The 24,572-nt window shown below is 43.9% G+C and carries 23 protein-coding genes; 11 read left to right on the forward strand and 12 right to left on the reverse strand.

Going from position 1 to position 24,572, the window contains the following annotated elements; genetic code table 11:
* Positions 1-215: 215 nt before the first annotated feature.
* From codA to codB, 3 genes are read right to left on the reverse strand one after another with little or no spacing between them, the layout of a single operon-like run.
* The gene (gene codA, locus C0J08_RS07670; RefSeq protein WP_212655504.1) at positions 216-1,475 is read right to left on the reverse strand and encodes a cytosine deaminase; all 1,260 of its coding nucleotides are present in this window, start codon (positions 1,473-1,475) and stop codon (positions 216-218) included.
* 6 nt (positions 1,476-1,481) lie between these two features.
* Positions 1,482-2,729 (reverse strand): PucR family transcriptional regulator, encoded by a 1,248-nt coding sequence (locus tag C0J08_RS07675; RefSeq protein ID WP_212655505.1) that lies wholly within the window; start codon positions 2,727-2,729, stop codon positions 1,482-1,484.
* On the reverse strand, positions 2,729-3,982 hold the full coding sequence (codB, locus tag C0J08_RS07680) for a cytosine permease (protein WP_212655506.1): 1,254 nt from the start codon (positions 3,980-3,982) through the stop codon (positions 2,729-2,731). The genes C0J08_RS07675 and codB overlap by 1 nt, the downstream gene beginning before the upstream one ends.
* A gap of 365 nt (positions 3,983-4,347) precedes the next feature.
* Here codB and katG point away from each other — a divergent pair, with 365 nt between their 5' ends.
* Together katG and C0J08_RS07690 are read left to right on the forward strand one after the other, a co-directional pair.
* Entirely contained in the window at positions 4,348-6,546 is a 2,199-nt protein-coding gene (katG, locus tag C0J08_RS07685; RefSeq protein WP_212655507.1) for a catalase/peroxidase HPI, read from the forward strand.
* Between the two features lie 161 nt (positions 6,547-6,707).
* Entirely contained in the window at positions 6,708-7,175 is a 468-nt protein-coding gene (locus C0J08_RS07690) for a DUF2127 domain-containing protein (protein WP_212655508.1), read from the forward strand.
* A gap of 110 nt (positions 7,176-7,285) precedes the next feature.
* On the opposite strand, the gene C0J08_RS07695 is transcribed toward C0J08_RS07690, so the two are convergent.
* Positions 7,286-8,245 (reverse strand): sugar ABC transporter substrate-binding protein, encoded by a 960-nt coding sequence (locus C0J08_RS07695; RefSeq protein WP_212655509.1) that lies wholly within the window; start codon positions 8,243-8,245, stop codon positions 7,286-7,288.
* 435 nt (positions 8,246-8,680) lie between these two features.
* On the opposite strand from C0J08_RS07695, the gene C0J08_RS07700 reads away from it, so the two are divergent.
* From C0J08_RS07700 to iolG, 5 genes are all read left to right on the forward strand, one after another.
* Positions 8,681-9,838: an ABC transporter permease gene (locus C0J08_RS07700; protein ID WP_249344573.1), complete on the forward strand. Its 1,158-nt coding sequence runs from the start codon at positions 8,681-8,683 to the stop codon at positions 9,836-9,838.
* Positions 9,839-9,891: 53 nt separating this feature from the next.
* Complete coding sequence (locus C0J08_RS07705) at positions 9,892-10,689, forward strand: ATP-binding cassette domain-containing protein (protein WP_212655510.1); 798 nt, start codon at positions 9,892-9,894, stop codon at positions 10,687-10,689.
* Between the two features lie 11 nt (positions 10,690-10,700).
* A complete protein-coding gene (locus tag C0J08_RS07710) occupies positions 10,701-11,864 on the forward strand; it encodes a Gfo/Idh/MocA family protein (protein WP_212655511.1) in 1,164 nt (387 codons plus the stop codon).
* A gap of 63 nt (positions 11,865-11,927) precedes the next feature.
* The gene (gene iolB, locus C0J08_RS07715; RefSeq protein WP_212655512.1) at positions 11,928-12,743 is read left to right on the forward strand and encodes a 5-deoxy-glucuronate isomerase; all 816 of its coding nucleotides are present in this window, start codon (positions 11,928-11,930) and stop codon (positions 12,741-12,743) included.
* A 158-nt stretch (positions 12,744-12,901) separates the two neighbouring features.
* Positions 12,902-13,900 carry an inositol 2-dehydrogenase gene (gene iolG, locus C0J08_RS07720; protein WP_212655513.1) on the forward strand — a complete coding sequence of 333 codons (999 nt, stop codon included), beginning with the start codon at positions 12,902-12,904 and terminating at the stop codon, positions 13,898-13,900.
* Between the two features lie 67 nt (positions 13,901-13,967).
* Here iolG and C0J08_RS07725 read toward each other — a convergent pair whose 3' ends face one another.
* The 8 genes from C0J08_RS07725 to C0J08_RS07760 all read right to left on the reverse strand — a co-directional run bounded on the left by C0J08_RS07725 (position 13,968) and on the right by C0J08_RS07760 (position 22,474).
* On the reverse strand, positions 13,968-15,035 hold the full coding sequence (locus C0J08_RS07725; protein WP_212655514.1) for a DUF748 domain-containing protein: 1,068 nt from the start codon (positions 15,033-15,035) through the stop codon (positions 13,968-13,970).
* Positions 15,036-15,172: 137 nt separating this feature from the next.
* Positions 15,173-15,592, reverse strand: a complete 420-nt coding sequence (locus C0J08_RS07730; RefSeq protein ID WP_212655515.1) for an acyl-CoA thioesterase — start codon at positions 15,590-15,592, stop codon at positions 15,173-15,175.
* A 108-nt stretch (positions 15,593-15,700) separates the two neighbouring features.
* Positions 15,701-16,717 (reverse strand): LacI family DNA-binding transcriptional regulator, encoded by a 1,017-nt coding sequence (locus C0J08_RS07735; RefSeq protein ID WP_212655516.1) that lies wholly within the window; start codon positions 16,715-16,717, stop codon positions 15,701-15,703.
* Positions 16,714-17,349: a dual specificity protein phosphatase family protein gene (locus tag C0J08_RS07740; RefSeq protein ID WP_212655517.1), complete on the reverse strand. Its 636-nt coding sequence runs from the start codon at positions 17,347-17,349 to the stop codon at positions 16,714-16,716. Before C0J08_RS07740 ends, C0J08_RS07735 begins: the two co-directional genes overlap by 4 nt.
* A 32-nt stretch (positions 17,350-17,381) precedes the next feature.
* A complete protein-coding gene (locus C0J08_RS07745) occupies positions 17,382-18,236 on the reverse strand; it encodes an inositol monophosphatase family protein (protein ID WP_212655518.1) in 855 nt (284 codons plus the stop codon).
* Between the two features lie 95 nt (positions 18,237-18,331).
* Positions 18,332-19,450, reverse strand: coding sequence for an ABC transporter substrate-binding protein (locus C0J08_RS07750; protein WP_212655519.1), 1,119 nt, complete (start codon positions 19,448-19,450; stop codon positions 18,332-18,334).
* Between the two features lie 23 nt (positions 19,451-19,473).
* Positions 19,474-20,643: an ABC transporter ATP-binding protein gene (locus C0J08_RS07755; protein ID WP_212655520.1), complete on the reverse strand. Its 1,170-nt coding sequence runs from the start codon at positions 20,641-20,643 to the stop codon at positions 19,474-19,476.
* A gap of 1 nt (position 20,644) precedes the next feature.
* A complete protein-coding gene (locus C0J08_RS07760; RefSeq protein ID WP_212655521.1) occupies positions 20,645-22,474 on the reverse strand; it encodes an ABC transporter permease in 1,830 nt (609 codons plus the stop codon).
* A 185-nt stretch (positions 22,475-22,659) separates the two neighbouring features.
* On the opposite strand from C0J08_RS07760, the gene C0J08_RS07765 reads away from it, so the two are divergent.
* The 4 genes from C0J08_RS07765 (at position 22,660) to C0J08_RS07780 (ending at position 24,522) form a co-directional block, all read left to right on the forward strand.
* Positions 22,660-23,259, forward strand: coding sequence for a pentapeptide repeat-containing protein (locus C0J08_RS07765; protein ID WP_212655522.1), 600 nt, complete (start codon positions 22,660-22,662; stop codon positions 23,257-23,259).
* Between the two features lie 32 nt (positions 23,260-23,291).
* Positions 23,292-23,831: a hydrolase gene (locus C0J08_RS07770; protein ID WP_212655524.1), complete on the forward strand. Its 540-nt coding sequence runs from the start codon at positions 23,292-23,294 to the stop codon at positions 23,829-23,831.
* 88 nt (positions 23,832-23,919) lie between these two features.
* A complete protein-coding gene (locus C0J08_RS07775; protein WP_212655527.1) occupies positions 23,920-24,210 on the forward strand; it encodes a hypothetical protein in 291 nt (96 codons plus the stop codon).
* A 21-nt stretch (positions 24,211-24,231) separates the two neighbouring features.
* The gene (locus C0J08_RS07780; protein ID WP_212655530.1) at positions 24,232-24,522 is read left to right on the forward strand and encodes a YciI family protein; all 291 of its coding nucleotides are present in this window, start codon (positions 24,232-24,234) and stop codon (positions 24,520-24,522) included.
* Positions 24,523-24,572 lie beyond the last annotated feature (50 nt).

Raw genomic sequence — 24,572 nt, forward strand, 5'->3', positions numbered from 1 at the left:
AGTCCTTTATCATTTTGTTAGTCATCAAAGTCTAGGAAAGGATATTTGTTAGCGCAAAAAATAAAGGTTGTTTTTTGTACAGTTTGTTTGGTGTGTTGATTACGGCGGTGTTTTTTTAGAGAAATGCTAGAGAACAAGATAGGTGAAAAGCGTTACACCTATCTTAGGAAGAATTATTCTTAGAAATGGGCTGTCATACTCAGTAAGAGTGTAATTTATTGCAGTACTTCTTTCGTCACCCAAGGCTGCGTGATTACTTTAGATGGTTGGCGTTGCATAATGACTTCTCCGTGACGTACAGAGAGTAATACATCACCTTGTTGACGCAGTACGCTGTAGTCATCGTGTCCTTCTAATAGTATAAAGTGCGCTGCGTTGCCTACTTCTATGCCATACCCTTCTAAGCACATAGTGCGAGCACTGTTGTCTGTGATCATGTCTAATGCGCGGGCGTAGTCTTGATAGCCCATCATTTGGCATATATGCATGGCGTAATCCAATGTTCTTAGTAGTTTGCCATTGCCGAGTGAATACCAGGGATCGAAGATGGAATCTTGACCCAAGCACACATTGATATTGGCTTCTCTTAGCTCTTTGACTCGGGTCACTCCACGACGTTTTGGATAGGTGTCGAAACGACCTTGTAAGTGAATGCTTTCGGTTGGGCAAGAGATGAAGTTAATGCCAGAATTTTTCAGTAGTCTAAACAGTTTGGAACAATAGGCGTTGTCATAAGAATGCATCGCTGTCGTGTGACTAGCGGTGACTTTTGAACCCATGTCATGGAGTAAGGCCTCATGAGCGAGAAACTCTAAAAAGCGCGAATTGGGGTCGTCAATTTCATCACAATGGACATCGACCAAACGATCGTATTTTTGAGCTAACTCAATGATGAGTTTGACGGATTTTTCCCCTAACTCACGCGTGTATTCAAAATGTGGAATGCCGCCAACCACATCAGCACCAATCTCCAAGGCTTCTTCCATTAACTTTAAGCCATTTGGGTAAGACAGCATACCGTCTTGCGGGAAGGCCACCACTTGCAAGTCGATTTTGTCTTTTAGTTCATCCCGCAAAGCGCAAAGCGTGCGAACGCCAATTAAAGTCGGATCTGTCGTGTCGGCATGGGTTCGAATCGCCTGAACGCCGTTTTGCACCAAAAGCTCTATTGTTGATAGCACTCGTCGGCGAATATCTTCTTCATTCAACATGGGTTTTCGTTGACGCCAGCGTTCAATGCCCTCAAACAAGGTACCACTTTGGTTCCACTCTGGTTCACCGGCGGTTAAAGCGGCATCAAGGTGGATATGTGGCTCGACAAATGGGGCGCAAACTAGATTACCGCCAGCATCAATAGTGTTATCCGTTGCTGTCAGCGTATTGTCTTGAATATCAATGCGACTGAAACAGCCCTCTTCGATATGGATAGAAAACAGTTCTGGGCGCTGACGCAAACGGGCGTTGATGATTTGCATAAAAATTCAATCCTTTTGTGGGTCAGGTGTGACAGCCTGATCATCAATGTTGTGATGGTGAAATAAGATTTGTTCGATGAGTAATGCGTTTTGTAAGTTGAGTCGCAAAAATGGATCTTGTAAAGAATAGCCTAAACGCTGTTCGATCTTGCTAAGACGATAGCTAAGCGTATTTCTATGAACATCCATGGCATCAGCTGTTTGTTGTAAATGACCAAAGTGGTTGAAGTAATGGCTAAGTGTGTTTTTCATTTCTAACGTGGCATTGTCCCGAGCAAAGCACAATTCCCCAAGGTGTTGTTTGCAAAAGTCGGCGAGTAAACCGCGGTTTGGAATCGCGGCGTACAGGCGGGCAATACCGAGTTGTTCATAGAGGAAAATACGCTGATGCTGATGTTTGACAGCGAACTGTAACGCTTGGCGAGCTTGCTCTGTTGCTTGGGCTAACTTTTCCAAACCTGTTGTACGTTCACTTACTCCGATACATAACACGAGTTGTGGAAAGCGTTTTTGTAATAAGTTTAGTACTTGCTCTAATTCGCGATAAAGCTCAGAAGTGTCCTCTTCTGTGATTGGCCAAATGGCTAATAGATCTTTTTCATAACTGAGAACAGGCCAGTCAATTTGCCGGCGTTTTAAAATGCCGCCTAAATGCTGCTCCAATTCATGGTTTAAGTGATGCAGCGGATAATTCGGGTCGTCCGTCTCTTGCTTAATCCGGCTAATTCTTAAGGCTAATGTGACAAAAGGGCGGTTGTCACTGATGCCTAAATCCCCAGCGCGTAAATGGATTAACTCTGGCGCTTGATCAAAACCGTTTATTAACTTGGTTAAAAATAGTCGTACTGACTTCCCTATGAGGTTGTCCTGAACGATAGCATTACTAATGATCTCGGTAACCAGTACCATTTTTAGACGATATGGCTGTTCTAATATAGGTAACTGATGCTGATTAGCGAGTTCTAAGACACTGTTAGGAATTTGCTGGATAAACTCCGGCCCAGTCAAGATAACCAGCCCAGCGACATGACTATTCACCGCTTCTGTTACTAATTGGCAGAGATTCTTTTCGGTGCGACGGTGGTTAATTCCGGTGACAAAAACCAGCTCACCACCACTGACCCATGGTTGAATGGAGTCATTTTCTGCAACATAAGGCCAGCGGACTATACGTTGACCTCCAGTTAAACCGGCTCGAAAGCTGATGCTTTCGAGGCCGGGTAGACGAGGTATATCTGCGCAACAAATACTCATTAGTTTCCTAGTGCGGTGACCGTTTGTCTATGGGTTAGAAAAGATAATACGCTATAAGCCACAATGGCCACAAAGACCCCAACAATAGGTGGCATAACAGGAGATAGATAGGCCGCTGCAGACGCAATAGCATAAGCGCCAAGTCCAACCCAATTAAACGCAGGCAGTTCCGCATTGGCTAATAAAGGATACTGACCTTTATGGCGTAACCAAAAGTCCGCCATGATGACGCCACCAATAGGCGGGATAAATGTCCCTAGTAAGACTAAAAATGGAATGAGGAAATTGTACATACCAAACACCGCCATGATGGTACCAATGGCCGCCCCTGCCACCGTGACAACACGACGTTTATCGGTGCGAAGAAGATTGCACCCAGCAACGGCAAAGTTATAAATGGTATTGTCTTGAGTGGTCCAGATATTAAGAAATAACATAAGCACCGCCAAAACCATAAAGCCTTGAGCGAGCATAACATCGACAATATCCGCTTGTTGATAGATTAACGTACCAAGCGCTCCAGTTAATACCATTAAACCATTGCCGATAAAGAATGCGCCCATGGTTGCCCAAACGGCGACCTTGCCACTGTTCGCAAAACGACTCCAATTGGTTGCCTGAGTGGCGCCGCTGACAAACGTACCTATGACAATGGTGATGGCGGCGGTGAAGCTTAAACTTTGTGTTGGCTCAATACCAAATAAAGCAGAGAGGCCACCCACATCGACTAAGCCAGTATAAAGACTAATTAAAATAAACAAGAGCATGGCAGGCACGGCGATACGGGACAAAATATCCATGCCTCGAAAGCCAATCATGGCGGTGATACAAAAAGCCATACCAAACAAAATCATTAATGGCGTTTGCCATACTTCTGGTATGCCGGTGATTTTAACTAATACAATTGCGAGCGTTGCTGAACCCCATGCGTACCAACCTATTTGAGTAAAGCCCAAGATGAAGTCGGCTAGTTTGCTACCAATTTCACCAAAACAAAATCGCCCCATTAAAACGCTGTTTAAACCACTCTTATAGGCAATGAATGCTAAACACGAAGCATAAAGGCCAAGCAACAAGTTACCGACCAATATCACCAAGAGCAATTCTGAAAATGAAAAGGCGGTGCCCAATGTACCTCCAGCCCACATGGTGGCAGTGAAAAAGGTAAAACCAAGCAGAATCACTGCCATTGGCAATAGCCCCCGGCGTTTATTTTGAGGCACTTCAATTAATGGATAATCTGATTGAGTCATAGTCGTTTCCCATGATGGTTAGGTTAAAGTCGCTTACTTTGTGGTCTTCCTTTGTCTGACTAAGCAACTTGTGAACCAGATTTGGCTAAGCACATTATAAGAAACGAGTTTATGGCGAGATGACCAAGAATGGTAATAATCATTAGGTAACTTATACAAAGCTGGGTTTTACTTAACCTTGAATACTTATGGGTTTAAATGCTGAGTGCACCATTTGATAGCAACAAAACAACGGGTGGCCGGTTTAGGCTATCATCTCATTAGTTTTTATTTATTAGTTACTCGCTCTTTTTAAGTTTATAACTATAGTTAATTCAATGTCACAGAAACAATAAAACGTTCTAAGTAGCAAGCAGGAGAGAGTTATGTCTAACGAAGGTAAGTGTCCTTTTAATCATGGTGCCGCAGGTGCAAATCAATCATCAGGCCGCGGCACATCTAATAAAGACTGGTGGCCCAACCAGTTAAACTTAAACATTCTGCATCAGCACTCACCGAAGTCTAATCCGATGGGCGAAGACTTTGATTACGCTAAAGAATTTAATAGTTTAGATCTTGAAGCGCTTCGCCAAGATTTATTTGCTTTGATGACAGATTCACAAGATTGGTGGCCTGCCGACTATGGACACTATGGTCCATTCTTCATTCGTATGGCGTGGCACAGTGCTGGTACTTATCGAACGGCCGATGGTCGTGGCGGTGCCACTTCAGGTACCCAACGTTTTGCTCCATTAAACAGCTGGCCAGATAACGTTAACCTAGATAAAGCCCGTCGCTTGCTTTGGCCTATTAAGCAAAAATACGGTCGTAAAATCTCTTGGGCCGATTTAATGATATTGGCCGGTAACTGCGCACTAGAATCTATGGGATTCAAAACATTCGGTTTTGCTGGTGGACGAGTAGATGTATGGCAGCCTGAAGAAGACATTTACTGGGGTGCGGAAAAGACTTGGTTAGATGACGAGCGTTATACCGGTGATCGTGAATTAGAAAACCCACTAGCTGCGGTGCAAATGGGCTTAATTTATGTCAATCCAGAAGGTCCAGAAGGCAAGCCAGATACGTTAGCCTCTGCTCGTGATATTCGCGATACCTTTGGCCGAATGGCGATGAACGACGAAGAAACGGTTGCCTTGATTGCAGGTGGTCATACCTTTGGTAAAGCCCATGGTGCGGGTGATGCTGCTCAAGTAGGTGCTGATCCAGAAGCCGCAGGCATAGCCGAGCAAGGTTTTGGATGGAGCAATAGCATGGGCTCTGGGAAGGGCGCTGATACTATTTCCAGTGGTCTAGAAGGTGCTTGGACGAAAAGCCCGATCACTTGGGACAATGGCTACTTTGAAAACTTATTTGAATATGACTGGGAATTAACCAAGAGCCCTGCTGGTGCTTGGCAATGGACTCCTAAAGGTGGTGCAGCAGACGGTTCTGTTCCGGATGCCCATGATGCATCTAAACGTCATGCGCCAGTGATGTTCACATCGGATTTGGCACTGCGTGATGATCCAATTTACGGTCCTATTTCTCGACGTTTTTACGAGAATCCAGACCAATTAGCGGATGCCTTTGCTCGCGCTTGGTTCAAATTGACTCACCGTGATATGGGGCCAGTAGCTCGTTACCTAGGACCTTTGGTCCCACAAGAAGAGTTGGTATGGCAAGACCCGATTCCAGCTGTTACTTATGTCTCGGTTAATGACCAAGATATTTCTGATTTGAAAGCCAAAATTCAGGCTTCGGGTTTGAGTGTTGCACAATTGGTATCGACAGCTTGGGCTTCCGCATCGACTTACCGCGGTTCAGATATGCGCGGTGGAGCAAATGGTGCTCGAATCCGTTTAGCGCCACAAAAAGACTGGGCCGTAAATCAGCCAGAGCAACTTGCCAAGGTGTTGTCTGTTTTAGAAGGGATTCAAGCCGAGTTTAATCGCCAAGATTCCACTAAGCAGGTTTCTTTAGCGGATTTGATTGTATTGGCTGGCTCGGTTGGTGTTGAACAAGCCGCCAAAGCCGCCGGTCATAATGTGACGGTTCCTTTCACGGCGGGGCGTGCTGATGCTTCTCAAGAGCAAACAGATGTGGAATCTTTTGCTTTCTTAGAGCCTGCTGCAGATGGCTTCCGTAACTATTTGAAAGGTAAGTTCACCGTATCAGCGGAAGAAATGCTGGTGGATAGAGCGCAGTTGTTAACGCTTTCTGCGCCAGAAATGACAGTGTTGTTAGGTGGTTTACGCGTATTGAATACTAATGTTGGTCAATCTCAGCATGGTGTGTTAACTGACAAGCCAGAAACCTTAAGCAATGATTTCTTTGTGAATTTATTGGATATGGGAACTAAGTGGTTTGCGACTTCGGAAGAAGAGGAAGAGTTCCAAGGGCGTGACCGCACCACTGGTAAGATCAAATGGACAGCGACCCGTGCAGATTTGGTCTTCGGTTCCAATTCTCAACTACGTGCCATTGCTGAAGTGTATGCTTGCTCTGATTCGCAAGAGCGCTTTGTGAAAGACTTTATTGCAGCTTGGACGAAGGTAATGGAATTGGATCGTTTTGATCTAGCGTAATTAAGTAGCGTTACCAACAACTAAACCCGCTTCCGAGAGGAAAGCGGGTTTTTTTTCATTGTAATCCTTTTATTTTGCCTCTGTTAAATAAGATACATAATGTCATCATATTTTTTTCATCTATTTGTTGTATGCTGATTTTTTTCAAAAAAGTCGAGCGTATGAAGTTTGAAGGGTTAAAAGCGATTGCGTTAGTCGATGGGCTAAAAGGAGCCTTGGCTTTATGTTTGGCATTGAGTGTTAACGTTATTGCTAGGCAAGATCTTCATCAACTTGCTACTGATGTCATGCAAAATTGGCCTATCTCGCCAAATAATTACTATGTTAATTTGACGTTAAATTTTGTTGAAAAAATCACGCAACAAAATCATCTCTTTGTGATCACTATTTCTTTGATGTATGCCAGTTTTCGTTTTGTTATTGCGTATGGTTTGTGGCACAAGTTGCGTTGGACGGAGTGGTTCGCTTTTATCAGTGGTTCACTTTATATTCCATTTGAACTTTATGCCATTTACCAAAAACCTAGCCATGTTAGCTTTGCTGTATTGTTGTTTAACTTGATAGTCGTGGCATATTTATATTGGGTACTTAAACGTGGCGAAAAAACACTAGCAAAGATTGGTAAATAGGAATGGTTTCGTTGACATTTATCGAGAGATCTTAGTCAGCGACAGGGTAGGTCGCTGACTAAGAAAGTACGTTGAGGCCGTTTTTAATGCACCTCATTTATTATATGGAATTAACGATATTCTCCTGCGTATTTTTCTACCAGTTCGATGTTGTCTTTGGTTATGAAGCCAGGGCCAGAGTTCACATCGTTACTTGGGATCAACCCATAACGAGTGTAAAGCGTTAAGAAGCTTATTGGTAAGTAACCTTGTAAGTAAGGTTGTTGATCAATAGCAAAGTTAATTCGACCATCTTTGATAGCCGCTGAGATTTCACCACTCAAATCAAACGTACCGAAGTAAATATTTTTAAGGTTACGGTTTTTGCTTAGCGCTCGTAATGTTGGGTGGGCCGAGGTTGGTCCTAAGGTTAGGATTGCTTCCGTATTTGGGTTCTTACGAAGGTAAGCAGAAACTTTGGTTTCTACATTGGTTGGATCTGATCCAGAATCAATCATTTGGCTGCCAAGTTCAACCCCTAACCCTTTGGCAAACCCCATGCAGCGCTCTACAGACGCTGGATTAGTAATATAGTGATTCACACATAAAAATGATTTAACACCATGTTTTTTTGCACGTTGTCCAGCTCCATAGCCCGCTGCAAACTCAGGTTGTCCAACATGCAATAAAGCACCTAACGCTTTGGATTGTTCTTGAGTGCCTGAGTTCATGGTAATGAATGGTATGCCTTTTTTAGAGGCTTTTTCCAATGGTCCTTCTAGGGTATCGAAATCAGCAATAGAAAGTACAATACCATCAGGATTTGTCGCCACGGCCTGCTCAACGATTCGTGCCATATCGGCTAAATCACCAGTAGGTGGGTTGCGGTATTCTACAGTGACATGCATATCTGAAGCGGCTTGTTTAACCGCATTCTTAATCACGTTCCACCAAGAATCAGAATCTGGCGCATGGGAAATGAACACATAGCGTTCACCTTCAGCGTGCGCTACTGTGGACATTGACATAACACCTAATGTTGCTGCGCCCGCAACTAATATGGCTGTACTTTTCTTAAGAAAGTTTTTCATTACCACTATCTCCGTTTCGTTTATTTATTTTTGTTATTACTTATTTTTGGATTTAGTAAACACCACTTCTGATCTATTTTTAATCAGAATGGAAGTGATACTAGAATGAATATTTCATTAATGCAATATATTGAAAGAAATTATTTTGATGTGGGTTTTATTGTCTATTTTATTGTTTTTTATAGTTTTATGTCTTTTTTTATCGATTTTTTTTATGTTTTTAAGATCGATTTTTTTGTATTTTAAGTAAAATTTTATTTTTCCTATTGAATGAAATGAAATAAATATTCTATCATGATTCCATTACTTCAATGAAAAGCTCTTAAGCTATCGAATGGTCAAAGAGAATCTTGTTGAGCGGCTGGATAGCCAACAGATCTCTATATGACAATGAGAAATCACAAAAAATAAATATAAAAAGTAAGGTGTGACGCTATGACAGATCAAACTCAAACGGTTGATTTATCTAAAATGACAGCAGATAACTCAACAGAAGAAAAAACACCTGGAGATGAACGGGTTCGTAAAGTGCCGGCTTGGAAACGACTGTTGCATCGACCTGAGTTTGGGGCGATTTCAGGAACAGTATTGGTGTTCGTTTTCTTTTTGATCACTGCTGGAGACTCAGGCATGTTTGCCTCAGATGGCATTATGAACTGGGCAACTGTATCTGCACAATTAGGCCTGATTGCAATCAGTGCTTGTTTATTAATGATTGCGGGTGAATTTGATTTATCGATTGGTTCTATGATTGGTTTCGCCGGTATGATGATGACGATTCCTGCCGTTTATTGGGGGTGGCCAATTTGGGGGGCCATTCTTTTTGCCTTTGCTGGTGCTTTGCTGATTGGGTTCTTGAACGGCTATATTGTTGTTAAAACAGGCTTGCCTTCTTTTATCGTTAGTCTTGCTTTTCTTTTTATGTTGCGTGGTTTGACCATTGCACTGTCTATTTTGTTCACTAATCGCACCATTGTTGGTGGTATAGATAAATACGCGGATGGGGATTGGCTCGCTGCTGTGTTTGGTGGTGTTGTCGGTAAAAGCCTATTTGTTTGGTTTGCTAACATTGGCTTGATTAGTTCTTACGATGATGGCACTCCCGTTGTAGAAGGCATTCCTATGGTTATTATCTGGTGCGTGCTCTTAGCAATTATCGCAAGCTGGGTGCTATTGCGCACATCATACGGTAACTGGATTTTTGCTACTGGTGGTGATGATAAAGCCGCTCGTAATGTCGGGGTTCCAGTGGATAAAGTCAAAATTTCTTTGTTTATGTTTACGGCATTCACTGCAACGGTTTACGCCGCTTGTCAGGTGTTCGAATTTGGTTCTGCGGCGGCCGACCGAGGTGTGTTAAAAGAGTTTGAAGCCATTATTGCTGTGGTAATTGGTGGGGCTTTATTGACCGGTGGTTATGGTTCGGTGATTGGTGCTTGTTTTGGGGCCTTGATCTTTGGTGTCGTGCAAATGGGGATATTCTTTACTGGTATCGATTCAGATTGGTTCCGTGTATTCCTTGGAGCCATGTTGTTAATCGCAGTTTTGTTTAATAACTATATTCGTAAAAAGGTAACAGAGGCCCGACATTAGTGGCGTGTCTGCATTTGACTTTACTTTTTGGAAAATGAATTTAGGAGAACAAAATGAGCGAATTTATTATTGAATTGAAAAAAGTGAGCCGTTATTTCGGGTCTGTTATTGCCATTAAAGATATTGATATGAAGGTGAAGCTGGGTGAGGTTCACTGTTTGCTGGGAGATAACGGCGCAGGTAAATCTACCTTGATCAAAACACTCGCAGGTGTTCATGCTCCTAGCGATGGAGAATATTTGTTGGATGGCAAGCCTGTGGTGTTTAAGTCACCAGTCGAAGCACTTGATTCTGGTATCGCGACCGTTTATCAAGATCTTGCTTTAGTGCCTTTAATGAGTGTGACTCGTAACTTTTTTATGGGTCGTGAGATTACTAAAGGATCTGGGATCTTTAAGCGTTTTGATATTGAAACGGCCAACCAAATTGCTCAAAAAGGTATGGCTGAAATGGGCATTAATGTCAGAGATCCTTCTCAAGCTATTGGCACCATGTCGGGTGGTGAGAGACAGTGTTTGGCAATTGCACGTGCCATTCATTTTGGTGCCAAGGTGTTAATTCTCGATGAACCTACTGCCGCACTTGGTGTGAAGCAATCGGCCAATGTCTTGAAGGTGGTTGCAAAAGCCAAAGCCAGAGGTTTAGCCGTTATTTTGATTACCCATAACGTTCATCATGCTTACCCAATTGCTGATCGTTTCACTTTGTTGAATCGTGGGCAAAGTTTAGGTTCTTTCTTGAAATCAGAAGTTAGCCGTGAAGACGTTTTGGAAATGATGGCGGGTGGTCAAGAGCTGGATGAGCTTACGGCTGAACTAGAAGAATTCAGCCGCTTAGATGCGACCGCATGAGGAACGACCAGATGACAACGAAACAAATGCGTGTTGGTTTAGTTGGCTCGGGATACATGGGAAAAGCCCATGCGATTGCCTATCGAAATGCAATGGCGGCTTTTGCCATTCCTCAAGATCAGCTGCATTGTGAAATGTTGGCTGATGCGACCCCTGAACTGGCTGAATCGAAAGCACTGGAGTTAGGCTTTAATCGCTCGACTGGGGATTGGAAAAATTTAATTAACGATTCGAATATTGATGTAGTTGATATCTGCGCTCCGAACTTTTTGCATAAAGAAATTGCACTTGCCGCTATTGCCGCAGGAAAACATGTTTACAGTGAAAAGCCCTTAGCGCTTAACGCTGCTGATGCAAAAGAAATGACGGAAGCGGCTGAGCGAGCTGGGGTGAAAACTTTAGTTGGTTTTAATTACATAAAGAATCCAACGGTACAATTTGTTAAGCAATTAGTTGCTCGTGGTGATATTGGAGAGGTGGTACATTTTCGTGGCATTTTCAATGAAGACTACCTTGCCGATGAAAATTTACCTTTCAGCTGGCGTTTGCAAAAGCAGTTTGCTGGGACGGGAGCACTGAATGATTTAGCTTCACATCTTGTGCAGTTAGCAGCACATTTGGTTGCGCCAATTACTTCCTTGTGTGCTGATCTAAAAGTTGTGCACCAACAACGCCCATTGTCTCAAACGTCAGACGATACTGAGGCTGGGGTAGGCGAGGTCGAAAACGATGATCAAGCTCATATGATGGTGCGATTTGCTAATGGTGCTCAAGGTACCTTGGAAGCGTCACGTATCGCATGGGGGAGAAAAAATGGTCTGTCATTCGAAATTACAGGCACCAAAGGAAGTGTCATCTTCGACCAAGAAACCTTGTCAGAATTGTCTTTATATGTTGCAGAAGGTAACACTCAGACCCAAGGGTTTAAACGTATTTTAGTGGGACCAGAGCACCCTGATTATCAAGCTTTTTGTGTGTCGGCAGGGCACGGATTGGGTTTCAATGATATGAAAGCAGTCGAAATTCGAGATTTATTTCAGGGGGTGGTTAATGATGCTCCTTTGTGGCCAAATTTTAGAGCAGCAACACAGGTAAACATCATTCTCGACAGCGTGGTTGAGTCTTACGAAAAAGGCGCTTGGGTTCAGGTTGAGCAATATGATGTTGGTAAATAAGTTTTTTTATACAACTGAACCTGTTATTCGAATAGGTAAACATTAAGTACTGGGGTTTTGACTATGTCATATTTATTAAGCAAAAAACGTCAATTAGATGGCGAGACTCAAACGCAATTGGTAACGCCAGAAAGTGCTAATTGGCGTTATGTTGGGTTTGAAGCACATCAGTTGAAAGCCGGTGAATCTGTAACCGTGCAAACCGGAACAGATGAAGTGTGTGCTGTCATTTTGTCTGGTAAAGCGAATGCGAGTACCCAACATGAGGCTTGGCAAAACCTAGGTGATCGCATGAGTGTGTTCGAGCAAAAGGCACCTTATTCTGTGTATTCGCCAGCGCAAGATGAAATCTGTATCGAGGCTATTACTGATGTTGAAGTGGCATTTTGTAAAGCTCCTGGCAAAGGTGGTTTTAAAGCGAAATTGATAAGCCCTGAACAGTGCCAATACGAAACGCGAGGTGTTACCAGTAATACTCGCCATGTGTGCAATATCTTATTTGGTAATGAACCAGCCGACAGTTTGCTCGTTTGTGAAGTCATCACGCCAAGTGGCGGCTGGTCTAGCTATCCACCTCATAAACACGATACTGATGCTGCTCCAGCAGAAACACAGTTGGAAGAAACTTATTATCACAAGATTGATCCGCCACAAGGATTTGCTTTCCAGCGTGTGTATACCGATGACCGAAGCATTGATGAAACCATGGCCGTGGAAGACGGTGATCTGGTCATGGTGCCGGAGGGGTATCACCCAGTTGGAGTACCTCATGGTTATCAGTCTTATTATTTAAACGTCATGGCGGGGCCAAGTCGTCATTGGATTTTTCATAATGATCCGGATCATGAATGGATTATTGAACGAGATAAACAGCTCTAAACCTTAATAACTGTTGCGACGTTACAAGCGAAATAAAGACAAGGCAAAAACGAACGAGAAAACGGAGTTTATAGAGGTATAAATGAGTATTTCGAGTTCGTTTTTAACACAGTATTTACAAGCACTGTAGTCGCCTTAAATATACCTAAGGAAATATCATGCTTAATTTTGCGCTATTTGGTGCTGGTCGAATCGGAAAAATGCACGCCCAAAATATTCAGGCGTTTGCTCAATCGAATTTAAAATATGTCTATGATGTTTATGCGCCTGCGGCCCAAGAGGTTGCAAAAGCCACTGGTGCTCAAGTAGCAGAAAGTGTGGACCTTGCCTTGGCTGATCCTGAGGTAGATGCGGTATTGATTGCAACCAGTACTGATACTCATGTGGACCTTATTATTAAAGCCGCGAAAGCGGGTAAAGCCATTTTATGTGAGAAGCCTATTGATTTAGATACGGCCACTGTAAATGAGTGCCTAGAGCAAATTAAAGATTGTCATGTACCTATTCAGATTGGCTTTAATCGTCGCTATGATCCGAGCCATTCAGCTGTCGTGAAAGCGGCACAAGATGGCAGCATAGGTAAATTAGAGCAGGTCATTATTACGAGCCGTGATCCGGGCATGGCGCCCGTGGAGTATCTGAAATCGTCTGGCGGTATTTTCCGCGATATGGTTATTCATGATTTCGATATGGCGCGTTTTGTATTGGGCGAAGAAATTGTGGAGCTGCAAGCTTTTGGTAGCGCTATGGTCGATGAAAAGATTACCGACATTGGCGATGTTGACAGTGTCATGGTAATTATGAAAAGCCAATCAGGTCGTCTTATTCACATTAACGGCTCTCGTCGTGCCATTTACGGTTACGATCAACGTGTGGAGGCATTTGGCTCGGAAGGCATGGTTATCTCTAATAACCAAACGCCAACTTCTGTAACGCGTTTTAGCAAAGATACGACGCAAGTAAAAGATCCACTTTATAACTTCTTTATCGATCGTTATGTAGACGCTTATAACTTGCAACTCACGTCTTTTATCGAGAATGTTTTAGCAAAAAGGCCTGTTTCTCCTAGCTTCGAAGATGGCCGTCGCGCCCAAATGCTCGCTGATGCCGCACAGCAGTCTTTAGAAACAGGACAAAAAGTATCATTGAGCTGGTAACGGTTTAGATAAATAAAAAAGGGCGAATAGCCCTTTTTTATTGTTTGAGAACTAAGAAGCTATCAAACTATTCTTTTCCTTTTAATCCCTCAAATTTATTGTCGAATGCTTCTATAAAAGCATTCTTTAGTGCGGCTAAAATGGCATCAAACGTACTGATTTCAGGGTCGTTTAGGGAACCGTCTATTTCAATAATAGTCGCGGCTTTGTCCGTTTTGCTGTTGGTAAATAAGGCGGAGAGACCGCCGCTTAATCCCTCCCAAGATAGTTGAAATACACCATCATTATCTTCAACTGCATCTTGTTGCCAATCCAGAATATCGACTTTCTTGAACAAAGGTTTTACGTAACCATTTAGTTTGCCATTTGTCGCTTTTAGCTCGCTGACTACTTCGCCTGTGCCTCCTCGGAAGTCAAAACCAGCGTACGCTTGGGCAAAGTCATTGAGTAAGGGAAGTGAAACCGATTCTGTTTTTAAAGCAATGCCGAAGTCATTTGAGACAAAAGGGTCGAACTGGGCGTTCATTTCCAAATGTGCAGAATTTAATAGCTTGGCGTCTAATGTTAGCGTTGCGACACGTTTACCATCCTGCCCAGATATATTGGTGAGATTGGAAATGACGGCATTAATTTCAGTAAGTTGAATATTAACGGGTGGTTTGGATTCAAAATTGCGAAAGGCGATGATGCCATTGTGTAAATTGATTTTGCTGATGGTAATAGGGATAAGTCCTTCGACAACACTTTGCCAATCGCCACCTTTACCTGATTGAGTGTTATCTGCTTTTTCACTGTCGACAAAGTTAACTTGCGGTGAATGTAGAGAAATATCTGTTAAAACTTTTCCTTTAAATAGTGCACGCCAGCTTAAGGCTATATCTATGTCATCAATTCGAATAAAAGGTACCTTGTGTGTGCCTTTTATTTTTGAAATGGATAATTTCTGTAGCTGATAGGCGCCTCGGTAAAGATCTATGTCAATGTCTTCTATATGTCCAGAATACTCACCCATATCGGATAGCTTCTGATTGATTGTATAAAGTGCCCAAGAAGGTAAGTACAGTCTCAATATGATGAGGATACTTAATACCAAGATCAGAAAAGTAATCGTATTTTTTAGGCGTTCTGCTTTCATGCTAATTTCTCCTTATTAGCTTTAAGGTTAAGGTGCAGAGCGACTTTTCTCAATAAAAATCAAGGGTTTTCATAATCTGTACATGCTGTTGGCGTATTACCAACAGTTCACAGGTAAAAGCATAGTTGTTAAGAAGGTTAAGATTGTGTAGCGGATGTAATCGCCAACTCGACTTTCTTTCTTATTTCGTCAGGAAAAGGAATGGCAGCTTTTGCCGATTTGGAGAAGCACACATAAGTGACATCTGCATCAACGACGATCTCGTTGGTTGGCACTTTGATGATAGTCTGCCTCATGGTGATGCTGCGATTGCCAATTTTAGTGTAGCAAGTTTGCACTTCAAGTAGATCGCCAAAGTTGGCTTCTGATTTGAAGTTAATGTTTATGTTGACAACAGGCCAGACAAAATCGTCTTGCATCCAGTTATCGCGTTCGAAAAACTCATCAAAAAATGCCCAGCGTCCTTCTTCTATAAACTCTAAATAACGGGCGTTGTTAACGTGTTGAAAAAGGTCTAAGTGATAGCCGCGTACTTTTATCTGTGTTTTGTTGAGCATGTCATCTTTTCCGCATAAAAATTCAAGCGAAGAAGAATACGATGCTTTAATCGAGAAAAAAATAACAAAATCGCTCGACTTTTATAACAGAGAAAAGGGGCGATGTGGTTAGCTTGGTCGAACCGAGTGTCTCCAAATGGGGGGGGCATGGAAGGTTAAATGCTGCTTTTTACGCGCTTTGTCAGAGGCGTTTTCCAAGAGTTCTGAAATGGCATCGACCATAGCGCCTAATGGTTGTGAAAAAGTGGTGAGCTGGTAGCCAAGCCAACCGGCCTGCTCAATATCATCAAATCCGACAATGCAGATGTCTTCCGGAATTCTTAAACCAAACTCATTTTTGGCCACATCTATAAAACCACAGGCGATCAGATCCGTAACGCAAAAGACACCGTCAGGTCTATCACGTGAGGCTAATAAACGTCGTGCTGCGTCTACGCCAGTTTGGTAACTGGTTGGTCCTGCTCGCAGCAGAATACAAGTTTGCTGCGCGTCTTTGGCGGCTTGAAGAAAGAGTTTTTCACGAGTCAGTAAACTGGGTGATTGAATGGTCGACGAGACAACGGCAAGGTTTGTGCAGCCGGCTCTTAAAAGCATATGGTGAGCGTCGGCCATGGCGGACTGATAGTCGATACTGATGTGGTCTGTGCCTTCAAATTGACCGGCACGGTTCACAAGGATGACTTGCTGGCCGCTCTTGACGCAGGTTTCGATTAAGGTAGTTTGTGGTGTGCCGGATAAAACGATAGTTGCCGATGCGCGATAATTTAACGTTTGTCTTAATGCCGCATCAGCACTGGCTTCGCCGCCAGACGTATTGATCACCATCACAGCCCGGCCAGCCAATTGTAAACGCTGGGTGAGGGCATCGAGCAAGCTAGCTTGATAAGGGGCATTTAGGTTAGCACCAAGAATACAAACAGGTCGGCTTTTCTCGTTAGATAAGCCACGGGCAAGATGGTTGACGTGATAATTTAGCTCTGCCGCAGCAGCCAGTACACGCTCTCGAGTGTCTTTGGAAACACTCGCACCTTGGGTAAAGGTGCGAGAAACAGCAGACCGAGAAACGCCAGCGAGTTTGGCTACTTCTGCGGCGCTGGCGATATTTTTCGGTTGCTGGTTTTTCATGCTTTTCTTATATCCTGACCAAAGCCCGCCTCGCGTAGTACCTTTTCCATGCTGGCGGCACGTTCTGCTAGGTGAATTAAGGCGGGTTTTGGGGTTTCATACCATTCATCTGGGTGAAGCTCTCGTTTTTCCCGAATATGTGCAATGGCAGAATCCAGAGTTGGGTAACGATCTGGATATTCTAAATGCAAAAATAGGGCAACTATAGTGACTGAGCGACTGCGTCCACCTCGACAATTCACTAAAATATTGCCTTTTTCACGAACCTTATAGGAGGCTTTTTCAGGCAGTACCTGATCTAGAGCTGAGCGCATTAAGTGATAACCAGCTAAGACCATGGACTCTGGGTTTCCTGGGCCATCGATCATGCCAATTTTGTAATACCGAACAGGAGCCCAACCATGTTTTAGTAAGTGTTCTGGTGGGTTAGGTTCTTGCAAATTAACAAGGTCAATATCTAGGTTTATCGCGCAGTTAAGCACCACTTTTATATTATGTTTTTTAAGTAGCTCTGCGTCTGTCACACTGGTAGAACCGCCAATGTAGATATCCACGCCCCAGCCAGGAATATTGCTCTCAATTAGGCTCATTGGTGGGCGAGGGTAGCGTTTTTTTACTTTTTCGGTGGTCATAATTGTCTCTTTCATTGTATGGAGTCAACAGATTAGGCTGTCAGTCCAAACTGATTTTCTTTTCGGTTATGTGTTTCTGTGGACAGAGATATCATGGTGTCATTGGAAAATTGTTCTGCGACACCGGGGGCTACGGCTAGAATGGCTCCGCCATGCGCTATCTCTTCGTGGGTCTGAGGGTAAACGCCTGTTCGCCCGCCCGCTTCACGCACCATGAGTAATCCTGCTAAGCAGTCCCATGCATTCATATGCGATTCAGCATAGCCGTCAGTGCGACCTTCAGCTACCCAAGCCAATGCTAATGCGCCAGATGCGCCACGACGAATATTGGTGCCACTTGCCAATAATGAAGAAACGATTGCTAAGTAGATTTCTTGGGGAACCCGTGTAGACCATCCTAATTCAAAGGAGGAGCTATGGGTATCCGTTATATTGGAAACATGCAGCGCCTGACCATTTTTGCTGACGTAATGGCCTTTACGCGCTAAATACATTTCGTTTGTCGCAGGATTGTAGATTGCACCAAGTAGTGTTTCGCCGTTATGAACAAAAGCAATGGAAATACAGAAATGATCGATGCCACGGGCGAAGTTGGCTGTACCATCAATCGGATCAACGACCCAAAGGGATGGGTTGGTGACTGAGCCTCCTGTTTCTTCCCCAAGTAATCCATCGTCAGGAAAAAGTCGATGAATAGCCTGACGAATGTGTTCTTCCACTAATGCATCGGCTTCTGTTAAAAAGTCTTGTTGGCCTTTCATGGTAAAGTCGCCTGGTTTTCTGGTGCGATAACGTTCCAGTGCTAATGCTCCTGCGCTGAGAGTAATGTCATGCAGAGCGGTTTCACGCTTTTCTAATTCACTTTCTTTGATGTCGTGGAGGGTCAAGGAGGGATCCTTTTCTATTTGTTATATATAAATCAGTTGGGAAAAATTCGTCCCAACTGATTTCATTCTTAGTAATAGCTAGAGCCTTTTACTGCTTAATTTTTGAAGCTTAGGCTCCACAGGTCTTGCCAATCTTGACGGCTTTCCCAGTCCGATTTGGCTGTGGATGCGTCATACCCCATGATTTGATCGCGCACTTTATCAATGCCTGAAGGCTCGTTAGCAGGCAGTTTAACGGTCTGATTGGTGGACATTTTACCATCAACACCCTGTGGCGCTATGCCTTCAGCTGTCATCATGTAATGAATAAAGAGTTTCGCGGCGTTAGGACTCTTAGTACCTGTGGTGATAAAACCTAAGCCTGGGTAGCTCCAGCCACTAAATGGCACCATGTCGGCACAAAGGCCAAGCTTCATGCCATTTTTATTGTTTCTGAACTTAGCGGCACTGACCATGCCGACAAAGCTGTCTTTGACATCTGGTGCGCCAACGGCGTTGGCGGCTTCGGTGTCTGAACTGGTGACTAATGGGTGGTTTTCAGCGAGGGCTTTTACGAACGCCGCCGTTGCGCTGCTTTCGTTGGTTTTTAATGGTTTGCCGAATTCGGCTTGATAGGCATCAGCCATGGCTTTGTCGTGGTGTGTGGCTAGCTGGTTAAACCAATCCGTGTAAGACGGTTTACCAAGTGGATCCTGCATGGCGACTTTGCCTTGCCACTTTGGTAGGGTCAGTTGCCAAATATTGGTGATTGGGCAGGAGTCATAAAGGCCTGTGTTATAAGCCCAAATGTTGGGGGCTAAAACCACAGTAAGCGGCTTTTGGTAGGTTGCTGGAATGTGTTCAGCTAGATCGCTTGGCACCCAGCTGGTGACATAACCTTTTGATAAAAGCTGCTCCATGCCTGCAGGCGCATCGGCCAGAATGGCAACGTCGGCTTTCACATTGCCGGCTTTCGCTTCACGGCTGACAATTTCGAGAATTTGCGAAGCTTTGGCTTTAATCCCTGTTGCTTGGATGCCGTACTTTTTGCTGAAGGATTTCGCCTGTTTAACAATTTTTCCTGTGGAATCATACACAGTTAGCGGCGCTTCTTGTTTTGCGGCTGCGATTAATGCTTGAAGATCAAATGTGTCGGCAGCGAAAGTCGAAGCCGTACCAAAAGTGGTTAGGCTAACAGTCAGTGCAAGAAGGCTCTTTTTCATCGGGAAGTTCATAACGGTTTCCTTTGTTGATTAGCTTAGGCTTGTTTAGCGAGTGGTTGATTGGTGTGCTTCTGATTGATTGACGCCGAGTTGAGCAGTAAATGGCTGTCATCGAAACCTGTTTCTGGAAGAACAAGGCGATTGCTTGCTTGATCAAAAAAGTGCAGTGACGACGTTGGCAAATAAGCATTTACTTGCTCTCCTTCTCTCCACTTAGGACGAGACTGAGTAGAGTGGAATAATTTGTCATCACCAAAGCTTAGTTCAATCACCCAGCTGCCACCCGTTGGCATGATGTTTTCAATGCTCATTGGCAGCGTATTGGCGTTTGCCGTATCGGTCAGAATGATGTCTTCAGGACGGATCGCGCAGACGCTGGTGAATTCGTTGGTGGCGATTCTGCTTCGAATATGATTAGCAAGGCTGATTTGCTCTGCGGCAGAGGCTTTTAAATCAACAATATTTATTTTCGGGTTACCAATAAATTCCGCCACAAAGCGATTGCTCGGCTCGGCGTAAATTTCATCTGGCGTACCGATTTGTTGTAGCTGCCCTTTGTTCATGACTGCAATGGTGTTGGCCAGCGTCATGGCTTCCCATTGGTCGTGACTGACAAAAATAATGGTCGTGCCAAAGGTTTGATGTAAGCGACGTAGCTCGGCGCGCATTTCTAGTCGCAAAGTCGCATCTAGGTTCGATAAAGGCTCGTCTAGTAGCAGAATACCAGGATTTACCGCCAGCATACGTGCCAAGGCAACACGTTGTTGCTGACCGCCAGACAATTGAGACGGATAACGATCGGCGTATTCAAGAATGCGTAACTTGCTCATCACATCCAAACAACGTTCTTTGCGTTCTTGGGCTGGTACTTTTTGTAAACGCAAACCAAAGTCCACATTGCGTTCCACTGTCATGTGGGGCCAAAGGGCATAGTTTTGAAATACAAAACCAATACGGCGCTGTTCCGGTGGAATAAAACAGGATTGGTGAACCGAATCGACCACTAAATCGTCTACGGCAATTTCGCCGCTGGTGGAATGTTCGATACCGGCAATCATGCGTAAAATCGTCGTTTTGCCACAGCCTGATGGACCGAGCAAACACATGAATTCGCCGTCTTCCACTGTCAGTGATACTTGATCAACGGAAGGTTCAGTATTGCCGTCGTAGCATTTCGTTAGATTAGTTAATGAGATTGTAGGCATATTAATTCTCCAGACCTTGAGCCAAACCAGTACCAGAGATCTTTTGGATCAAGACGGTGCCAAGCCAAGCGATAAGTGCAATCATCAAGACCACCGCATTGGCGGCTTGGTCGTAGTTGTAATCGAGTAAACGCAGTGAATAGGTGGTGAGAACATCTGTGGATGGAATCGCCAAGATAATGAACAGGCTGACGCCTTTAATACCGGAAATGAAAGGCAATAGAATCCCCGTTGCTAATGGCCCTGCTTGTATGGGGATAATGATTTTAGTCATGCGGCTAAACCAGTTGGCGCCAGCAATACGTGCCGCTTCTTCTGGTTCTTTGCCCAGCTGTGTCATGGCGGCGATACCAGATCGGCTGGCAAACGGCATTTTGGAAGCCACTAGAGCAATGATCAAAATGGCAGGTGTGCCGTATAACGCTGGAATCGGGCCGCGAGCCACGGCGAATAAAGATAAAAACGCCGCCGCAAAGGCAATGCCGGGAACCAAATAAGGTAAGAAGGTAATCTGACGCAAGAAAGCGCCAACGCCTTTGAATGAACAGCGTAATACCGCATAACCCACTAGTAAACCTAGTACCCCAGAGATCATTGAAGATGAGCCGACAATGACAATAGTGTTCCACGCGGCTTGCCAGAATTCAGGTGTTAGCAAGATGCCATTGCGTAGGGCGACCGTGTCTAAATTACTGCCAATCCAATAGTCAAAGGTGAAGTTCTCCAGTGTAAAACGGCCGGGTAAAATCATGATGGTGGATAAGAACAAGGTCAATAATGGCAGAACTACTCCGATCAATACAAAAGCCCCCGCAAAGCCAGATGCTGGTAAACGCATACGACCCAGTTTGCGAAGTCTGTCCATATTGCCTTTACCGCCAACAGTGACGAAGCGGCGAGCTTCTTTCATCATGCGCACATCAATCAGTAAGGTGATCACACCGATGATCATAATTACGCCAGCAATGACCGCTGCCACGCCGTTTTGGCGGGTGTCTAGTGCCCGATACAATCCAGTTGCCAAGGTGTCATAGCGCACAGGTAAACCTAAAATATAAGGCACTGCGAACTCGCCTATACAATCGGCAAAAATCAATAAAGCGGCAGACATTAAGGCCGGGCGAATTAATGGCAGGACAATAGAAAAAGCGATGGTTCGTGATGGTGCACCAAGTACTCGAGCGCTGTCTTCCATTTGTGAATCAAGGCGACGTAACGCATTGCCGACAATCAAGACGACCAAGGGCGTGTAATGCAAAACCAAGATAAAAACGATGGGGAAATAGCCGTACGCCACACTGTTTGAAGTTGTGATGCCTAAAGATTCTAGCCAGCCAGGTTGTCCGCCAACAGTACGGTTTTTAAAAATCGTCGTCCAAGCGAGAGCGAAGGTCCAAGTTGGTAACATAAAAGGCACAATCAGCGCCGTAGCGAACCAAGCTCGTCCCGTCATGTTGGTGCGATTTACCAACCAGGCTAGCACTACTCCAATACTCATAGAAAACACCACCGTACTGGCCGCAATGGCTAAGGTGTTATAGAGAGGTTGCCATAAGAGGATTTCAGAAATGCGTGAGTACAGAGTGCGAACAATATAGTAAAGAGTGAAGTGGCCTTCGTCATGGTGGGTTCTGGCTTCGTCTCCTGATTGCACGATAAAGGAATCCACAAGAATGGAGAGCACGGGTGCAAGAATCAAATAAGCAAAGAAAATAGCCAGAACAAGACCAATCAAATTGGCAGGCTCGTGTCGGGCAACAGCAAATGAATGCCTTGCGCGTCGCCAAATATTTGGTTTCTTTTGCTCTGCTGCGGTGAGCAAGGTGGTCATAGGTTATTCCTTAGAAAAACATGTAATTTTCTAAACAATAATCTTCCTCTATGACAAACCGATGACATTTTGCACATATGTGCAAAAAAGTTTTTGCGAACGGTTTTTCAAGCTAAATAACCTTATTAGATTGAGCACGCTGACATCTCTTGTTACTTTAGTTTTTCTAGTGAAGGGAGAATGTAATGGAACATGTATTGCCGAACGATGAGGCTTTTTATGGCAAGACCTTTATGGATTTGTCGATGGATCAGGGCAAGGTGAGTCGTAAGGTGTTTGAGTCTTGCGTATTTGAATCTTGTGATTTTACCGAAGCGTTTTTTGATGCTTGCACCTTTAAAGACTGTCAGTTCCGTCAGTGCAAATTAACGGCAATGAATGTGAGAAACAGCAAGTTCTCCGACGTGAAGTTTTATGAATCTAGAGTGCTGGGTGTGGATTGGACCAAAGCTTATTGGCGAGGCTTGGAGTTAGGTGAGCCGTTATTTTTTAAAGAATGTCTGGTGAATGCTTCATCGTTTTATGGCTTGAAATTATCAGGTGTCGTGTTTGAAGATTGCCGAGCGCATGACGTGGATTTTCGAGAAGCAAGGATTTCCCGTGCGCGTTTTACTGGCACCGATTTAACCAACAGTTTGTTTGTGAACACCAATCTTACAGGCGCCGATTTTAATGGTGCGACCAATTACGATATTGATGTGAAGAAAAATACCATTAAAAACGCCATCTTTTGTCGATATGAAGCGGTGAGCTTGCTGACGTCACTGGGTATCAAATTGGTTTAAAGGCAGCGTGAAAAAATAAAAAGGAAAGCAGCATGTTAAGAAAAGACAAAACGGGTTTGGTGGTGATCGATGTACAAGGAAAGCTAGCGACGATCGTTCATGACAGCGAGGCGTTTATCGCTAATTTGGTTAAGCTAGTAAAAGCCGCCAAGCTACTTGGAATGCCTATTCTGTGGTTAGAGCAAAACCCTGAAAAACTGGGCGCAACCGTACCGGAATTGCGTGAAGTGTTAGACATGGTTGAACCTATTGCTAAGTATTCTTTTAGCGCCTGTGGTGAGCCCATTTTTGTCGAGGCGATTAAAAAGGCCAAGATGAACACATGGCTTATTACCGGAATCGAAGCACATATTTGTGTTTATCAAACGGCATTAGGTTTGTTGGACTTAGGTTATGACGTGGAATTGGTTAGCGATTGTGTGTCATCTCGAACGATAGAGAATAAAGACATGGCGCTTGCCAAGTTAGCTCGCAAAGGTGCGGAAGTGACCAGTCTTGAAATGTGTTTGTTTGAATTGATTGGTGATTGTCGAGCGAATGAATTTAGAGCGGCGCTTAGCTTAATTAAGTAAGTTAATTTATCTTGAAGCATCTGCTTTGTGGTTTAATTCAGTAATGGCTTTTATAGAGACTCAATACTTTTCCCTTTAGGCAGGCAGCATGAACATAGATAAATCTAAAAAACGTATCGCGAAGAAAGTAAAAATGGGTTTCAAAGGTTATCCGCAGCTTTCCATTGCCTATTTTGGCGATACAAAGGACATCGCCACAGAAGTGGTTGTGACTTTTACGGCTGAAGAAGGCGCCGAGCCACAAGATCAGCGTTTTGCGGGCCAAAGTGATGTTCGTGAAGACGAAGTGATTCAATCCGCCCTGGTGAAAATCATGGAACGTACCGATGCGAAAACAGTATTAGAAGTAGAAGGTGTGAGTTTCTTAAATCAAAAATGAATGATGTAGAGAGGATTACTGATGCGGTTGATTGTTATATTTAAAGATAAGCCTGCGATGATGGCTCATCGAGCCATCTATGAAGAGCAACATTTGGCTTACTTGGAATCGAATCATACAGAAATTTCTATTGGTGGTGGGCTCCGCGAAGAAGTGGGTGGTATATTCGTTGGTGGTCTTTGGGTGCTTGAAGTGGACTCTTTTGAGCGAGCCAATGAGCTTGTTATGAATGATCCATATTATGATCCGGCTTTACGGGAATTTGATATTTTAGTTTGGGGGAAAGCAGGTAATCGAGCAGCTGTGCTTTAATAATAGAACACATATTCTCAGCGACTATTACTGTCTTGTTTTAAGTTTAT

The sequence above is a fragment of the Marinomonas sp. CT5 genome (assembly GCF_018336975.1).
Lineage (GTDB): Bacteria > Pseudomonadota > Gammaproteobacteria > Pseudomonadales > Marinomonadaceae > Marinomonas.

Coding starts and splice junctions, on each gene's coding strand:
- C0J08_RS07675 (WP_212655505.1), bottom strand. CDS start 2,729: ATGAGTATTTGTTGCGCAGATATACCTCGTCTACCCGGCCTCGAAAGC.
- codB (WP_212655506.1), bottom strand. CDS start 3,982: ATGACTCAATCAGATTATCCATTAATTGAAGTGCCTCAAAATAAACGC.
- C0J08_RS07705 (WP_212655510.1), top strand. CDS start 9,892: ATGAGCGAATTTATTATTGAATTGAAAAAAGTGAGCCGTTATTTCGGG.
- codA (WP_212655504.1), bottom strand. CDS start 1,475: ATGCAAATCATCAACGCCCGTTTGCGTCAGCGCCCAGAACTGTTTTCT.
- C0J08_RS07775 (WP_212655527.1), top strand. CDS start 23,920: ATGAACATAGATAAATCTAAAAAACGTATCGCGAAGAAAGTAAAAATG.
- katG (WP_212655507.1), top strand. CDS start 4,348: ATGTCTAACGAAGGTAAGTGTCCTTTTAATCATGGTGCCGCAGGTGCA.
- C0J08_RS07750 (WP_212655519.1), bottom strand. CDS start 19,450: ATGAACTTCCCGATGAAAAAGAGCCTTCTTGCACTGACTGTTAGCCTA.
- C0J08_RS07780 (WP_212655530.1), top strand. CDS start 24,232: ATGCGGTTGATTGTTATATTTAAAGATAAGCCTGCGATGATGGCTCAT.
- C0J08_RS07760 (WP_212655521.1), bottom strand. CDS start 22,474: ATGACCACCTTGCTCACCGCAGCAGAGCAAAAGAAACCAAATATTTGG.
- C0J08_RS07740 (WP_212655517.1), bottom strand. CDS start 17,349: ATGACCACCGAAAAAGTAAAAAAACGCTACCCTCGCCCACCAATGAGC.
- iolG (WP_212655513.1), top strand. CDS start 12,902: ATGCTTAATTTTGCGCTATTTGGTGCTGGTCGAATCGGAAAAATGCAC.
- C0J08_RS07735 (WP_212655516.1), bottom strand. CDS start 16,717: ATGAAAAACCAGCAACCGAAAAATATCGCCAGCGCCGCAGAAGTAGCC.
- C0J08_RS07770 (WP_212655524.1), top strand. CDS start 23,292: ATGTTAAGAAAAGACAAAACGGGTTTGGTGGTGATCGATGTACAAGGA.
- C0J08_RS07755 (WP_212655520.1), bottom strand. CDS start 20,643: ATGCCTACAATCTCATTAACTAATCTAACGAAATGCTACGACGGCAAT.
- C0J08_RS07710 (WP_212655511.1), top strand. CDS start 10,701: ATGACAACGAAACAAATGCGTGTTGGTTTAGTTGGCTCGGGATACATG.
- C0J08_RS07690 (WP_212655508.1), top strand. CDS start 6,708: ATGAAGTTTGAAGGGTTAAAAGCGATTGCGTTAGTCGATGGGCTAAAA.
- iolB (WP_212655512.1), top strand. CDS start 11,928: ATGTCATATTTATTAAGCAAAAAACGTCAATTAGATGGCGAGACTCAA.
- C0J08_RS07695 (WP_212655509.1), bottom strand. CDS start 8,245: ATGAAAAACTTTCTTAAGAAAAGTACAGCCATATTAGTTGCGGGCGCA.
- C0J08_RS07765 (WP_212655522.1), top strand. CDS start 22,660: ATGGAACATGTATTGCCGAACGATGAGGCTTTTTATGGCAAGACCTTT.
- C0J08_RS07730 (WP_212655515.1), bottom strand. CDS start 15,592: ATGCTCAACAAAACACAGATAAAAGTACGCGGCTATCACTTAGACCTT.
- C0J08_RS07725 (WP_212655514.1), bottom strand. CDS start 15,035: ATGAAAGCAGAACGCCTAAAAAATACGATTACTTTTCTGATCTTGGTA.
- C0J08_RS07700 (WP_249344573.1), top strand. CDS start 8,681: ATGACAGATCAAACTCAAACGGTTGATTTATCTAAAATGACAGCAGAT.